Origin of the sequence: Geomonas anaerohicana, from assembly GCF_016458305.1 — a bacterium.
In the GTDB taxonomy this organism is placed as follows: domain Bacteria; phylum Desulfobacterota; class Desulfuromonadia; order Geobacterales; family Geobacteraceae; genus Geomonas; species Geomonas anaerohicana.
This window is the reverse complement of sequence record NZ_JAEMHL010000016.1, coordinates 1-13,873: the sequence shown is the minus strand read 5'-3', so window position 1 is coordinate 13,873 and position 13,873 is coordinate 1. Positions and strand designations below refer to the sequence as shown.

Sequence of the window (13,873 nt, the reverse complement as noted above, 5' to 3'; positions counted from 1 at the left end):
AACGCAAGGCACAAGGAGGGAACTATGAGGTGGTTTTATGATTTGAAGCTGAGCACGAAGCTGATGACGGGTTTCATCGCGATAGCCGTCATCGCCGGCGCCATCGGGTACTTCGGTATCCGGGAGATCCATAACATCGAAGCGGCCGACAGCAAGCTGTACGAGAGGATCACCATCCCGATCGCGCAACTGCAGGACGTTTCCACCTCCTTCCAGCGCATCCGCGTCAACCTGAGGGACCTGCTCACCGCCAAAACGACGCAGGAGGAACAGGCCAAGGTGGAGCGGATCAAGACCCTGCGCGGCGAACTGGACAAGGCTGCCGGCGAGTTCGAGAAAACCATCCTCACCGACGAGGGGCGCAAGATGTTCCAGGAGTTCAGGCAGGCCCGCGCCGGCTATGACCCCATCATCGACCAGATCGTGCGCCTGGCGCTTGCCAACCGCGACAACGAGGCCGCGGCCCTCATGAGCGGCGACGGCGCCAAGTACTCCAGGATGGAGCAGGACGCCATCGACAAGCTGGTGGACAGCAAGCTGAAACAGGCGAAGATCACCGCCGACGGCAACGCCGAACTGGCCGTGACCGCCACGAAGATCATGCTGGTCCTGATCGCGGTGGGCGTGGCGCTCGCCATCGGCCTCGGCCTCTTCATCACCAGGATCGTACAGCGCCAACTGGGCGCCGATCCCAAGGAGGTGGGCGAGATCGCCACCCGCGTAGCCGCCGGCGACATGACCGTGGCCATCGACCTGAAAGGAAAGCACGAAGACAGCGTCATGGCCGCCATGCAGAAGATGGTCGATTCCATCAAGGCGCTGGTTGCGGACGCCAACATGCTGGCCGACGCCGCCATTGCCGGCAAGCTCGCCACCCGCGCCGACGCCTCCAAACACCAGGGGGACTTCCAGAAGGTGGTGGCCGGCGTGAACGACACCCTGGACGCGGTGATCGGGCCGCTGAACGTGGCCGCCGAGTACGTGGACCGCATCTCCAAGGGGGACGTCCCGCCCAGGATCACCGACAGCTACAACGGCGACTTCAACGAGATCAAGAACAACCTCAACGTCTGTATCGACGCGGTGAACGCCCTGGTCTCCGACGCGGACATGCTGGTGCAGGCGGCGGTCGCCGGCAAGCTCGCCACCCGCGCCGACGCCACCAGGCACCAGGGGGACTTCAGGAAGATCGTCGCGGGGGTCAACGACACCCTGGACGCGGTGATCGGGCCGCTGAACGTGGCGGCCGAGTACGTGGACCGCATCTCCAAGGGGGACATCCCGCCCAGGATCACCGACAACTACAACGGCGACTTCAACGAGATCAAGAACAACCTCAACGTCTGCATGGAGACCCTGGACGCCCTGATCGCGGACATGAGCAACATGTCCACCCAGCACGACCTGGGCGACATCGACGTACAGATCGCGGCCGAGAACTACCAGGGGGTCTACCGCCAGATGGCCGCGGGTGTCAACAACATGGTCAACGGGCACATCGCCGTGAAGAAGAAGGCGATGGCCTGCATCGCCGAGTTCGGCCGCGGCAATTTCGAGGCCGAGCTGGAGAGGTTCCCGGGCAAGAAGGCCTTCATCAACGACACCATCGAGCAGGTGCGCGCGAACCTGAAGGCGCTCATTGCCGACACGGACGTGCTGGTGCAGGCAGCGGTCGCCGGAAAGCTTGCTACCCGCGCCGACGCGACCAGGCACGAGGGTGATTTCAGGAAGATCGTTCAGGGTGTCAACGAGACGCTGGACGCGGTGATCGGGCCGCTGAACGTGGCGGCCGAGTACGTGGACCGCATCTCCAAGGGGGACATCCCGCCGCGGATCACCGACAACTACAACGGCGACTTCAACGAGATCAAGCTGAACCTGAACAACTGCATCGACATCATGAACAACCTGCTCATCGAGGCGGACAAGGTGGTCAAGGCGGCGGCCGACGGGCAGCTGGACCAGCGCGCCAACCCCGAGCTCTTCATCGGCGGCTGGAAAGAGCTGGTGGTCGGGGTCAACAACATCGTGACCAACATCGTGAACCCGCTCATGGTGACCGCGGACTACGTCGACCAGGTCGCCAAGGGGATCATCCCGCCCGCCATCGTGACCGAGTACAAGGGGCAGTACAACATCATCAAGGACAACCTGAACGCGGTCGTGAAGATGATGAACGAGCTTTTGGAGCAGACCGACATCATCATCAAGGCGGCGGCCGACGGGCAGCTGGACCAGCGCGCCGACGCCACGCTGTTCGTGGGCGGCTGGAACAAGCTGGTCTCCGGCGTGAACGACACGGTAACCAACATCGTGAACCCGCTCATGGTGACGGCGGATTACGTCGACAAGGTCGCCAAGGGGGTCATCCCGCCCGCCATCGTCACCGAGTACAAGGGGCAGTACAACATCATCAAGGAAAACCTGAACGCGGTTGTGAAGATGATGAACGAGCTGCTGCAGCAAACCGACATCATCATCAAGGCTGCGGCCGATGGTGAGCTGGACAAGCGTGCCGACGCCACGCTGTTCGTGGGCGGCTGGAACAAGCTGGTCTCCGGCGTGAACGACACGGTGACCAACATCGTCAACCCGCTCATGGTGACCGCGGACTACGTGGACCGCATCGCCAAGGGGGACATGCCCCCGACCATCGTCACCGAGTACAAGGGGCAGTACAACCTGATCAAGACCAACCTGAACGTGCTGATCGAGGCGATCAACAAGATCACCGACGCGGCCAAGGAGGTCTCCAACGGCAACCTGATGGTCTCCCTGAAGGAGAGAAGCAGCCAGGACGAGCTGATCCACGCGCTCTCGGCCATGGTCGGCAAGATCACCGAGGTGGTCACCGAGGTGAAGGTGGCGGCGGACAACGTCGCTTCCGGCAGCGTCCAGCTCTCCGCCAACGCCCAGTCCATGTCGGAAGGGGCCTCGCAGCAGGCGGCCGCAGCCGAAGAGGCCTCCTCCTCCATGGAGGAGATGAGCGCCAACATCAGGCAGAACGCGGACAACGCGCAGCAGACCGAGAAGATCGCGGTGAAATCGGCCGACGACGCCAAGGAAGGTGGCAAGGCGGTGGCCGAGACCGTGCAGGCCATGAAGGACATCGCCGGCAAGATCTCCATCATCGAGGAGATCGCGCGCCAGACCAACATGTTGGCCCTGAACGCTGCCATCGAGGCGGCCCGCGCCGGGGAGCACGGCAAGGGCTTCGCGGTGGTGGCAAGCGAGGTGAGAAAGCTCGCCGAGCGCAGCCAGGTCGCCGCGGGCGAGATCTCGGAGCTGTCGATCACCAGCGTCGAGGTCGCCGAGCGCGCCGGTGAGATGCTCTCCGCGATCCTCCCAGACATTCAGAAAACGGCCGAGCTGGTGCAGGAGATCAACGCCTCCAGCAAGGAGCAGGATACCGGCGCCCAGCAGATCAACAAGGCGATCCAGCAGCTGGACCAGGTGATCCAGCAGAACGCCTCGGCCAGCGAGGAGATGGCCTCCACCGCCGAGGAACTCTCCTCGCAGTCGGAGCAGCTGCAGTCGACCATCTCCTTCTTCAGGGTCGACATGGCGGCGTCGGGGCACCAGGCGGCGCCCAAGCAACTGACCAAGTCGGCGTCGAAAAGCGAGGTCAAGCAGCTGAAGCAGAGGTCCGCCGCGCAGACCAAGAAGGCCATGGGACACGACCTGGTCATGGCCGACATGGACGGCGACAGCGACTTCGAGAGGTTCTAAGAAGGAAGGATCGGGGCGGCCCAGCGGGCCGCCCCCTCAAGGTGAGGACGTATGGAAGCGGCAGACGTGAAGGTATCCAAAAAGAAGGAGCGCACCCTGGTTACCTTCTCCGGGGAGATGACCATAGCCAATGTCGGCGAACTCAGGCAGCGCCTTTTGCAGGCCTTTGCGGCGGGTAAGCCGGTGGAAATCTCCCTGGCCGGGCTGAGCGGCATCGATGTGACCGGACTGCAGCTTCTGTGCAGTTGCCACAGGACCTCGGTCGACCGGGGGATACCCTGCACGGTAACCGGCCGTAACGAGGCCCTGGCGGCCATAGCGGAGGTGGCAGGGATGCCGCGGCTCAAGGGATGCGTGCAGGATGATGACGGCACCTGCTTCTGGCGCATCGAAACGGACATGGTGACGCTATGAGTGACGCTTTTGCCCAGGCGTTCAAGGACGAGGCCAGGGAACTCCTGGCGGATTTGGAAGAGGCGCTGCTGGAGATGGAGGAGAATCCGGAGGATCTCGGCGTGGTGGGCCGGGTGTTTCGGACCATGCACACCATCAAGGGGTCGGGAGCCATGTTCGGCTTCGACGACATCGCCTCGTTCACGCACAACGTGGAGACGGTGTACGACCTGGTGCGCAACGGCGAACTGGCGGTGAGCAAGGAACTGGTCAATCTGAGCCTTGCGGCGCGGGACCGCATCCTCGCCATGCTGGAGGCTACCGAAAGCGGCCAGCCGGCGGATGCCCAGCGCAACGAAGAGGTGATCCGGGGCTTTCGCGCCCTGGTCCCCGGACCGGAGGGGGAAGCACCGGCGCCGGAGCTCACGGTAGCGCGGGAGGAGGCCGACCCGGCCGCGCCCATGGTGACCTACCGGATCCGTTTCAAGCCGGAAGGCGGCATCTTCGCCAACGGCGTCAATCCGCTGAGCCTCTTGCGCGAGTTGCAGGACCTGGGGCCATGCCGCATCGTGGCCAACACCTGCGACATGCAGCCCCTGGACGCGCTCGACCCGGAGCGCTGCTACCTGTACTGGGACGTGGTCCTCTCTACCAGCGCGGGGAGGGACTCCATCGATGACGTCTTCATCTTCGTCACCGACTCCTGCGAACTGACTGTCACGGTCGTCGACGACGGCACCATGAACGAGACTGGTGGCGGCTACAAGAAACTGGGCGAGATCCTCATCGAGCGCGGCGACCTGACGCCGCAGCAGATGGACGAACTGCTGGGCAAACAGAAGAAGTTCGGCGAGCTGGCACTGGAGGCGGGACTGGTCAACGCCGCAACCATCACCTCGGCCCTGGTGGAACAGCAGCACGTCAAAGAGATGCGCCAGGAACGGCAGGCGCAGACCCAGACCCAGGAGGCCGCCTCCAGCATCCGGGTCAGCGCCGACAAGCTGGACCTCCTGGTGAACCTGGTCGGCGAGCTGGTCACCGTGCAGGCGCGCCTTTCCCTGGTGGCCCAGGAGCTGAAGCGGCACAGCGAGCTGGTCTCGGTGGCCGAAGAGGTGGAGCGGCTCACCAACGATCTTCGCGACAACGCCCTCGACATCAGGATGCTCCCCATCGGCGCCACTTTCTCCAAATTCAAGCGGCTGGTGCGCGACCTCTCCGCGGAACTGGGCAAGGAGATCGAGCTGACCACCGAGGGGGCCGACACCGAGCTGGACAAGACGGTGATCGAGAAGTTGAACGATCCCCTGGTGCACATCATCCGCAACAGCATCGACCACGGCGTGGAGACGCCGCAGGAACGCCTGGCCAAGGGGAAACCCCGAAGCGGCAGCCTGCACCTCGCCGCGGTGCACTCCGGCGACAGCGTGCTGATCACCATCCGCGACGACGGTGCCGGGTTGAACGTCGACGCCATCCGGGCCAAGGCCATCGAGCGCAAGATCATCCCGGCCGGCGCGGACCTGCCCGACCGCGACATTTGGCAGCTCATCTTCGCCCCCGGCTTCTCGACGGCGGCCAAGGTCACCAGCGTCTCCGGGCGCGGCGTCGGCATGGACGTGGTCAAGCAGGCCATCGAGGGGCTGCGCGGCAGCATCGACGTGAAGAGCGAGCCGGACCGGGGCACCAGCATCACGCTGAAGATCCCGCTCACCCTGGCCATCATCGAGAGCCTCCTGGTGCAGATCGGCAAGGACCGCTTCGTGATGCCGCTGGCCATGGTGGACGAGTGCATCCTCCTTACCGAGAAGGAGATCGCACTGGGGCACGGCCGCGACCTGCTCATGGTGCGCGAGCAGCTGGTGCCGTACGTGCCGCTCAGGAAGATGTTCCGCATCCAGGGCAACGCCCCCGCCATCCAGCAGGTGGTCATCTGCCAGCTGGAGGGGAAACGGGTCGGGCTCGTGGTGGACTGGGTCATCGGCGAGCACCAGACCGTGATCAAATCCCTGGGGCGGATGTACCAGCAGGTCGAGGGGATGTCCGGCGCCACCATCCTGGGCGACGGCTCGGTGGCCCTCATCCTCGACATCCCCGCCATCTTCAAGGCGGCGGAAGGTGAGACGTGACTGTTGTGACTGTGGCTGGACAACCATGATGATTTTGTGTACTATAAGCCACTTTTTTCCCTGCTCGCTCCCCAGTGTTTTCGCCTCTGTACCAGGCAATCGTTTTCTGGAGTTTATGTGAAGCGCGTTATCGGACGCCTTTTCATCCTGCTGGCCCTGCTCTGGCCCGGCTGGCTCGCCTTCCAGATTCCCCCTGCCTCTGCTGCCCAGCAGACGGTGCGCATCGGCGCGTTCAACTTCTACCCCGGCATCTTCAAGGCCAAGGATGGCAGCATCCAGGGCTTCTACGTGGACACCCTCGCCGAGATCGCGCGCCTGGAGGGGTGGCGCATCGAGTACGTCTACGGCAACTGGGCCGACGGCATAGCCCGGATCAAGAACGGCGAGGTCGACCTCATCACCAGCGTGGCGTGGACCAGCGAGCGGGCCCAGTTCCTCGATTACGGCAAGGTGCCGCTACTCACCGTCTGGGGGGAGCTCTACGTCCCGCGCAAGGCCAGCCTGAACAGCATCAAGGAGGTCGAGGGGAAGAGGGTCGCCGTGATGAAAGGGGACTTCAACGGCGCGAGCTTCCGCAACATGGTGCAGAAGTTCGGCATCAACTGCCGCTTCGTGGAGTACGGCAACTTCGAAGAGATCTTCCAGGCCATCGTCGCCGGCCGGGTCGACGCCGGCGTGGTCAACAACACCTTCGGCGCCGCCAAGCAGTACCAGTACGGCCTGGTCTCCTCCGGCATCATCTTCAACCCCTTCGATATCTTCCTCGCCACCGCCAAGGGACGCAACCCGCAACTGCTCGCCACCTTGGACAGCTACCTGGCCAGCTGGCGCCGCACCCAGGATTCCCCCTATCACAAGGCGCGCGAGCGCTGGTCCCACGGCGACGCGGCTTCCCTGCACGTGGTGCCCCCCTGGCTGGCCCCGACCCTGATCGGGCTGGTGCTGTTCCTGGCCGCCGCCGGCGTGTTCATCATCCTGCTCCGCCTGCAGGTGCGCAAGAAAACCAGCGAGGTGGTCAGGCAGGCCGCGGACCGCAAGATGATCGAGGACACCCTGTTCTTCATCAACGAGTGCGGCGCCAGGCAACGCGCCGATGAGCTTCTCTACGGCATCAACCGCTATCTCGCCGGCGCGCTCGACGCCGACTACGCCTTCGTCGCCCAACTTACCCCCGATAGACGCTCGGCCCGCACCCACGGCTTCTATGCCCGCTCGGGGGGCTGCACCGACATCACCTACCGCCTGGCCGGCACCCCCTGCGACAACGTGGTCGGCAAGAGCATCTGTGTCTACCCGCAGGGGGTGACGGAGCTGTTCCCGGAGGATGAGATTCTGCGCACCATGGCGGTGGAGGGGTACGCGGCGGTGCCGCTTTGGGATTCGCAGGGGGAGGGGATCGGCCTGCTCGGTGTCATGAGCCGCTCGCCGCTACGCAATTCGCCCCTCATCGAGACGCTGCTCGGCATTGCCAGCTCCCGTGCCGCCCAGGAGCTGGAGGCGATGCACCAGCTTTCCCGGCTGGCGGACCAGAATGCCCAGCAGGCGCAGCACATCGCCGAGAAGAAGCGCTCCGAGGAGCTGCTGCTCGAGTACCTCAAGGTGATCGAGTGCTCACGGGACCTGATCTGCGTCCTGGACCGCGACTACCGCTACCGCATGGCCAACGGCGCCTTCTTGCGTTATCACAACCTCACTACCGAACAGGTGGTGGGGCGGACCGTGGCCGAAGTGGCCGGGGAGGAGCTCTTCGCCCAGATCAGGCACCACCTGGACGCCTGCCTGGCCGGGCAGTCGGTGCGCTTCGACATGGAACGATCCTTCCCGGAGCGGGGCGTGCGGACGGTGACGGTGACCTACACCCCCGTGGAGGAACAAGGGGGCAACGCCCGGATCGCCTGCGTGATCAGCGACCAGACCGAGAAGAAACATCTCGAGGAGCAGCTCAGGCAGTCCCAGAAGATGGAGGCGATCGGCCACTTGGCGGGGGGGATCGCCCATGATTTCAACAACATCCTCACCGTCATCGTGGGGTACGGCAACTTCCTTGACCTGGACGGCTCGCTCAACGCGCTGCAGCACGAGCAGGTGGGGCAGATCATCGCGGCCGCCGAGCGCGGCTCCCAACTCACCCGCGGTCTGCTCACCTTCAGCCGCAAGCAGGTGATGAACCCGCGCACCCAGGACCTGAACGCGCTGGTGGGGCAGGTGCAGAAGTTCCTTTTGCGCATCATCGGCGAGGACGTGGACCTGCAGTTCACCCCCGCCCCGGAGCCGCTGCACGTGTTGGCCGACGGCAGCCAGCTGGAGCAGGTCCTGGTGAACCTTTCCACCAACGCCCGCGATGCCATGCCCGACGGCGGCACCCTCACCATCGAGACCTGCTGGCAGCAGGTGGATGAGGCCTATGCCAGGTCCCAGGGGTACGGAGCGCCCGGCCGCTACGCCTGCATCATCGTCTCCGACTCCGGCAGCGGCATGGATCGCGCCACCCGCGACAGGATCTTCGAACCGTTCTTCTCCACCAAGGAAGTGGGCAAGGGGACAGGCCTGGGCATGTCCATCGTGTACGGCATCGTCAAGCAGCACAAGGGGTTCATCAACGTCTACAGCGAGCCGGGGGAGGGGACCACCTTCAAGGTCTATCTCCCCGAGGCGTCCTCCGGGGCGGGTGCGGACGCCTCCGATCCCGATCGGGCCGCACCCGTGCCCGGGACCGAGACCATTCTGGTGGCTGAGGACGACGCCGGCGTCAGGGGGCTGGTCGAGTCGCTGCTCAAGAAGTACGGTTACCAGGTGGTGCTGGCCATGGACGGCAACGATTGCGTGGAAAAGTTCCTGGAGCACCGCGGCAGGATCGACCTGATCCTGATGGACGTGATCATGCCGGGGAAAAACGGCAAGGAGGCCTTCGACGAGATCAAAAGGATCGACCCGGCCGCCAGGGTGCTCTACTCCAGCGGCTACACCGCCGACTTCATGAAAACGCGGGGCGTCTTCGACGACAACGTGGAGCTGATCATGAAGCCGGTACAGCCGATGACGCTCTTGCACAAGGTCAGGGAGTTGCTGGATAGAAGGGCAGGAGCAGGACAAGGTTGAGGTTGAGGAAGGCATCTAACAAAAACGGGCACCCCAGAGACGGGTGCCCGTTTTTGTTCATCGTTGACCTCAGCCGTGACGCTGTGTCAGGTTCAGGTTTTGCTCAACCTTAACCTCAACCTGGAGCTCGTTTCTCAGCCTTTCTGATTTATCGCCGTCAGGCGCCAGGGATTGTTCCCCACCGGCCTGGTGAAGGTCCAGTATTCCTCGAATTTCACCGGCTCGGTCTTGCTCCCCTCGAGCACCGTACCGCGCTCGTCGGTGGTGTAGTCGAGCAGGTTGGCATAGATGAGGGCGGTGACGTAGTCCTGCCCCGCCTCCTGCCACACCTCGGCCAGCTCCACGCTGCGCACCGCGATGTTCTCCAGCCGGTTCACCCGCCCCTCGCGCAGCAGGCGCTCGATATCCTCGCGGAAGACCCCCTGCATCTCCGGGGTGAGCAGCGGCGAGAGCGCCTGCAGGTCGCGGTTCATCCATCCCCCCTGGATCCTGAAGAAGTTATCCATCACCTGGTCCTTGAAGCGCCCCTCGTCAAAACCGGGGTCCATCTGGCGCAGGTGCGACAGCCCGGCATGTAGGTCGCCCCCGACCGGTTCCTCGACGCGGTAGGAAGCGGGGATGCTCTGCTGCTGGTAGCCGTCGTACCCCTGCGAGCCGTAGCCGGTCGATACGCTTTGCAGCGGGGTGTTGCCGCGCTTTCTGCGCACCATGCGGTAGATCATGTAGCCGATGCCGGCCAGGAGGATGATCTCGAACAGCCCGATGCCACCGCCGCCGTATCCCGCCCCGCCCGCGCCGGCAAGCCCCCTGAAGAGCATGCCGCCCAGAAGGCCGCCCGCGATGCCGCCGGCCATGCTGCGCAGGAAGCCTCCCCCGGCCGAGGGCTGCTGCATCTGTGGCTGCCCCATGGGCGAGGGCGCCGACTGCTGGTACGGGGTGGACTGGCGGTAGGTCGTCCCGGGTGTCGAGTAGCTGCGGGAGCCGCGGCTGCCGATGGAGCGGCCTCCGGCGGCGCGGGCATGGGCGCTGGTTTCCAGCACGGTAGCGCTCAGCATCAGGACTGCGGCGAAAAGTGCAAAGGCTTTGGCGAAGTTGCGTTTCATGTGGTTTCTCCTGTGTGGTGGTTGTTTCAGTTGCCTGCCAGTTGCAGCGGCTGCATGGGGATCTTTCCGGTCGAACTGCCCCGGATGCGTCCCTTGCGGATTCCCTTGGTGAGCCAGAAGCCGATCGCCTCGCGCACCAGGTCCGATACGTTGAGCGAGGTAGCCTTGGTGAGGCGCTCCAGCAGGCGTTTCTCCTGGTCGCTCACCCTGAGCGATACCACATTCTTCAGTACCGGCTCCCTGTTCTCCTTTTTCTTTCTCGACGATTTCCTCTTCACCTGGGTCATGTATTGTTTCTGTTCCATATTTTCCTCTCCTTTCGGGTGATTACCCGTTGGCAAAGGGCGCCGTCACAGCACGACGGCGCCTGTGACGGTAAAAAAAAAGACCTTTACCCGGGGCGACTACTCGCTACAGGTAAAGGTCTTGCTGTTAGATGAATTATCCTCGGGCCCGGGTGTCACCACCGTCTTGACGAACCAAAGGTCGGCCATTTCTCCAGCCGCTAGCTACTCCCCTTTACAGGGCATGATAATAATAATGCCCCTGCCTGCTGTCAACCCATTTTTGCAAAAAATCGTAAACGGCGCCGACGCCGGAAATTACATTGGCGTTGGTTAATCTTTTGCTGGATTGCTATACAATTGTCCGGTTGCAAAACCCCACGTCCTGCCGCATGCCCGGCAGGCCTGCGACAGCAGCGGCATGTCTGGGAGACCGACATGATCAGACCAGCCAGCAGCGTGACCCGATACGCGCGCTATTTCAGGTTCGCCCAGGTGCACAGTGTGCTCGACTACGGTGCGGGACTCTTGCGCAACGCCCTCTATCTCACCGAGGAGGGGTTCCAGGTTTACGCGGCCGATGTGCCGGAACGGGTCAAGGCGCTTGCTGCCCATCCCCAGGCGGGGCAGCTGGCGGGACTCTTGACCGTCGGGGAACTGGCCCAGGCGAAGCTGGCCGTGGACCTGGTCGTGTGCACTTTCGTGTTCAATATTCTCGCTACCCGCAGCCGGAAAAAGCAGTATCTCGACAACGTCGTGGCCAACCTGCGCCCGGGCGGACTGTTTCTCATCGAGGTTAACAGCAGGGAGGAGGAACCAGCCTGCGGGTCGGTCCTGCAGCACTATTACAGTTGCGACGGCGGTGCCAAGAGCTACAGCCATGACGAGCTTGACAGGCAGTTGGCTCCTTTTGGTTTCGAGCGCATCTGTCACTATTACAGCAGTCATGCATTGGCAGCACTGTACCGTCTGGCAGAAGTTAAAAAAGTTAGACAGCATTTTTGACTTTTAAGTGTAAAAAAAGTATAAGAGGATGCTAAATGAGACTTAAACCAGCGTGCGGAGGTCTGCATGGCTTTGAAGGACGTCAGGATACTCATCGTCGATGACGAATTGTTTTTCCGCCAGGTGCTGCGCGCCCTGCTGGAAAAGATCGGTTTCACCGTGGTCGGCGAGGCCGGTGACGGTGCCGAGGCCCTGGAAAGATACCGCGCCCTGCGCCCGCATATCGTGATCATGGACATCTACATGCCGGACATGAACGGCATTGAAGCCACCAGGGACCTGCTCGCCCTGGACCCCAACGCCCGGGTGCTGGTGGCGAGCGCCTCCGATTTCGACTGCGACACCCAGGCTGCTCTCGACGCCGGAGCGAAGGGGATCCTGATGAAGCCCTTCGTCCCCAAGGAGATCTACGAAATGATCCGGAAACTGCTCACGGGGAAGTAGCCGGCAGGACGCGAAGCCGCCAGCAGAGCAGATCCGCGGAAAACACCGACGCAGCGTTATTTTTTTAGACGGCGAAAAAAAATACCGGCCAAGACAGATTTTTGGGTTGACTGGTCCAGGCGGTTTTGCTATAAAACGGATCTCTGCTGAGCGGGAATAACTCAGTGGTAGAGTGCAACCTTGCCAAGGTTGAAGTCGCGGGTTCGAACCCCGTTTCCCGCTCCAAAAATTTCAGACCCCGGCGGCCGCACAGGCTGTCGGGGTTTTTCGTTTCGATCCTATTTTACGCTTCACAAGGAGTCGCTATGAGCACCCTCCCAAAATGTCCCTCCTGCAGTTCCGCGTATACCTACGAAGACGGCGCGCTTTATGTCTGCCCCGAGTGCGGCCACGAGTGGCCCCAGGCGGCGCCGGAGGAAGCGCCGGCCGACACCGTGGTGCGTGACGCCTTCGGCAACCAGCTCCAGGACGGCGATGCCGTCACCGTGATCAAGGATCTTAAGATCAAGGGCTCCTCGCTGGTGGTCAAGGTCGGCACCAAGGTGCGTAACATCCGCCTGGTCGACGGTGACCACGACATCGACTGCAAGATCGACGGCATCGGCGCCATGCAGCTGAAGTCGGAGTACGTGAAGAAAGCATAAACGACGAAGGGGATCATCCGATCCCCCGCGTCAACAACTTGCAAACCCCGGAGGCCCGCCCTCTCCGGGGTTTTTTGCATCCCGCATCCCTACCAGTTCACCGCCCCCACCAGCTTGCGCAGCATGATGATCAGATCCGCGACGTCGATGGTGCCGTCGGGAACAGGCCTTCCATCGGCACCCAGCGGTGCGACATCGAAGAATCCCTTATCTGCGTCGGAAAGCTGCCCCTGTCCCACCATGGACCGGTAGGCCGCCTGCACCTCGGTGAGCGTGTAGCTGTTGGCGGCAAAGCCGGCCGCGACGGTGTGCGCGGCGGTCACATCCTTTAGCACGTAGCTGCCGTTGGCGACCTGGCCCAGGCAGTCGCTGCCGTTGTCGGAGAGGGTGGCCAGGTGGAAGCCTGCCTTGGGCGTCATGGTGCAGGTGGCGCTCCCGCCGTGGATGGTCTCGGCCGGGCAGGTTATGGTCCCCCTGTCATCGGCGCTGGTGGCGGTCAAGGGGTAGAAAATGGCAGTGAAGCTGACGGCGACGGTGCAGTCCGCGGTAACCGGGGCGGTGGCGTAGGTCGCACCGGTGAGCGTCCCTGCGCAACCGCTGACGGAGGCGATGCGGTAGCCGGTATCAGGCGACAGGGTGAAACTGGCCACGGTACCGTACTCTACGGCCTGCACCGTCGCCGGGGTGATCACTCCATGAACGGCAGCTGCCGGGGTGACCTGGTGCGTGTCGATGTCGAAGGCGGCGCTTAGCGCCATGTTTCCGGTCACACCGGTCAGCACCAGGGGATTGGCGGAGGAAGTGAAACCGTTACCCCCGGTCCAGCCGAGGAAATGGTAGCCGGTCGCCGGGACGGCGCTGACGGCCGTGGTGCTACCGCCATGGTCGATGGCCTGCATTGCCGTCCCGGTGAGCGTGCCATGGTCGCCTGCCGTGTAGCTCACGGTGTAGCTGTTGATGCCGAAGGCCGCGCTTAGCGCCATGTTCCCGGTCACACCGGTCAGCACCAGGGGATTGGCGGAGGAAGTGAAACCGTTGCCCCCGGT

10 protein-coding genes and 1 tRNA gene are annotated in these 13,873 nt (G+C 63.2%); 8 read left to right on the top strand and 3 right to left on the bottom strand.

The features are described 5' to 3' along the window. The first annotated feature begins 24 nt into the window (after nucleotides 1-24). The 4 genes from JFN91_RS22425 (at nucleotide 25) to JFN91_RS19750 (ending at nucleotide 9,347) form a co-directional block, all read left to right on the top strand. Entirely contained in the window at nucleotides 25-3,729 is a 3,705-nt protein-coding gene (locus JFN91_RS22425; RefSeq protein WP_199390869.1) for an MCP four helix bundle domain-containing protein, read from the top strand. A gap of 51 nt (nucleotides 3,730-3,780) precedes the next feature. Further along, nucleotides 3,781-4,143 (top strand): STAS domain-containing protein, encoded by a 363-nt coding sequence (locus JFN91_RS19760; protein ID WP_199390868.1) that lies wholly within the window; start codon nucleotides 3,781-3,783, stop codon nucleotides 4,141-4,143. Next, complete coding sequence (locus JFN91_RS19755; RefSeq protein WP_199390867.1) at nucleotides 4,140-6,248, top strand: chemotaxis protein CheA; 2,109 nt, start codon at nucleotides 4,140-4,142, stop codon at nucleotides 6,246-6,248. The genes JFN91_RS19760 and JFN91_RS19755 overlap by 4 nt, the downstream gene beginning before the upstream one ends. Before the next feature lie 117 nt (nucleotides 6,249-6,365). After that, entirely contained in the window at nucleotides 6,366-9,347 is a 2,982-nt protein-coding gene (locus JFN91_RS19750) for an ATP-binding protein (protein WP_199390866.1), read from the top strand. A gap of 134 nt (nucleotides 9,348-9,481) precedes the next feature. Here the strand turns inward: JFN91_RS19750 and JFN91_RS19745 are convergent, their stop codons facing one another. Together JFN91_RS19745 and JFN91_RS19740 are read right to left on the bottom strand one after the other, a co-directional pair. After that, nucleotides 9,482-10,450 carry a Tim44 domain-containing protein gene (locus JFN91_RS19745; RefSeq protein WP_199390865.1) on the bottom strand — a complete coding sequence of 323 codons (969 nt, stop codon included), beginning with the start codon at nucleotides 10,448-10,450 and terminating at the stop codon, nucleotides 9,482-9,484. A gap of 26 nt (nucleotides 10,451-10,476) precedes the next feature. Further along, the gene (locus tag JFN91_RS19740) at nucleotides 10,477-10,755 is read right to left on the bottom strand and encodes a ribbon-helix-helix protein, CopG family (protein WP_199390864.1); all 279 of its coding nucleotides are present in this window, start codon (nucleotides 10,753-10,755) and stop codon (nucleotides 10,477-10,479) included. 417 nt (nucleotides 10,756-11,172) lie between these two features. Here JFN91_RS19740 and JFN91_RS19735 point away from each other — a divergent pair, with 417 nt between their 5' ends. The 4 genes from JFN91_RS19735 to JFN91_RS19720 all read left to right on the top strand — a co-directional run bounded on the left by JFN91_RS19735 (nucleotide 11,173) and on the right by JFN91_RS19720 (nucleotide 12,827). After that, on the top strand, nucleotides 11,173-11,739 hold the full coding sequence (locus JFN91_RS19735) for a class I SAM-dependent methyltransferase (RefSeq protein WP_199390863.1): 567 nt from the start codon (nucleotides 11,173-11,175) through the stop codon (nucleotides 11,737-11,739). A gap of 66 nt (nucleotides 11,740-11,805) precedes the next feature. Then, on the top strand, nucleotides 11,806-12,183 hold the full coding sequence (locus JFN91_RS19730; protein ID WP_199390862.1) for a response regulator: 378 nt from the start codon (nucleotides 11,806-11,808) through the stop codon (nucleotides 12,181-12,183). Between the two features lie 150 nt (nucleotides 12,184-12,333). Beyond that, a tRNA-Gly gene (locus JFN91_RS19725) sits at nucleotides 12,334-12,408 on the top strand. 80 nt (nucleotides 12,409-12,488) lie between these two features. Further along, a complete protein-coding gene (locus tag JFN91_RS19720; protein ID WP_199390861.1) occupies nucleotides 12,489-12,827 on the top strand; it encodes a zinc ribbon domain-containing protein YjdM in 339 nt (112 codons plus the stop codon). 89 nt (nucleotides 12,828-12,916) lie between these two features. On the opposite strand, the gene JFN91_RS19715 is transcribed toward JFN91_RS19720, so the two are convergent. Beyond that, nucleotides 12,917-13,873: InlB B-repeat-containing protein (locus JFN91_RS19715; RefSeq protein WP_199390860.1), on the bottom strand; the 957-nt coding region annotated here is incomplete at its 5' end.

Coding starts and splice junctions, on each gene's coding strand:
- JFN91_RS19740 (WP_199390864.1), bottom strand. CDS start 10,755: ATGGAACAGAAACAATACATGACCCAGGTGAAGAGGAAATCGTCGAGA.
- JFN91_RS19760 (WP_199390868.1), top strand. CDS start 3,781: ATGGAAGCGGCAGACGTGAAGGTATCCAAAAAGAAGGAGCGCACCCTG.
- JFN91_RS19735 (WP_199390863.1), top strand. CDS start 11,173: ATGATCAGACCAGCCAGCAGCGTGACCCGATACGCGCGCTATTTCAGG.
- JFN91_RS19730 (WP_199390862.1), top strand. CDS start 11,806: ATGGCTTTGAAGGACGTCAGGATACTCATCGTCGATGACGAATTGTTT.
- JFN91_RS19720 (WP_199390861.1), top strand. CDS start 12,489: ATGAGCACCCTCCCAAAATGTCCCTCCTGCAGTTCCGCGTATACCTAC.
- JFN91_RS22425 (WP_199390869.1), top strand. CDS start 25: ATGAGGTGGTTTTATGATTTGAAGCTGAGCACGAAGCTGATGACGGGT.
- JFN91_RS19755 (WP_199390867.1), top strand. CDS start 4,140: ATGAGTGACGCTTTTGCCCAGGCGTTCAAGGACGAGGCCAGGGAACTC.
- JFN91_RS19745 (WP_199390865.1), bottom strand. CDS start 10,450: ATGAAACGCAACTTCGCCAAAGCCTTTGCACTTTTCGCCGCAGTCCTG.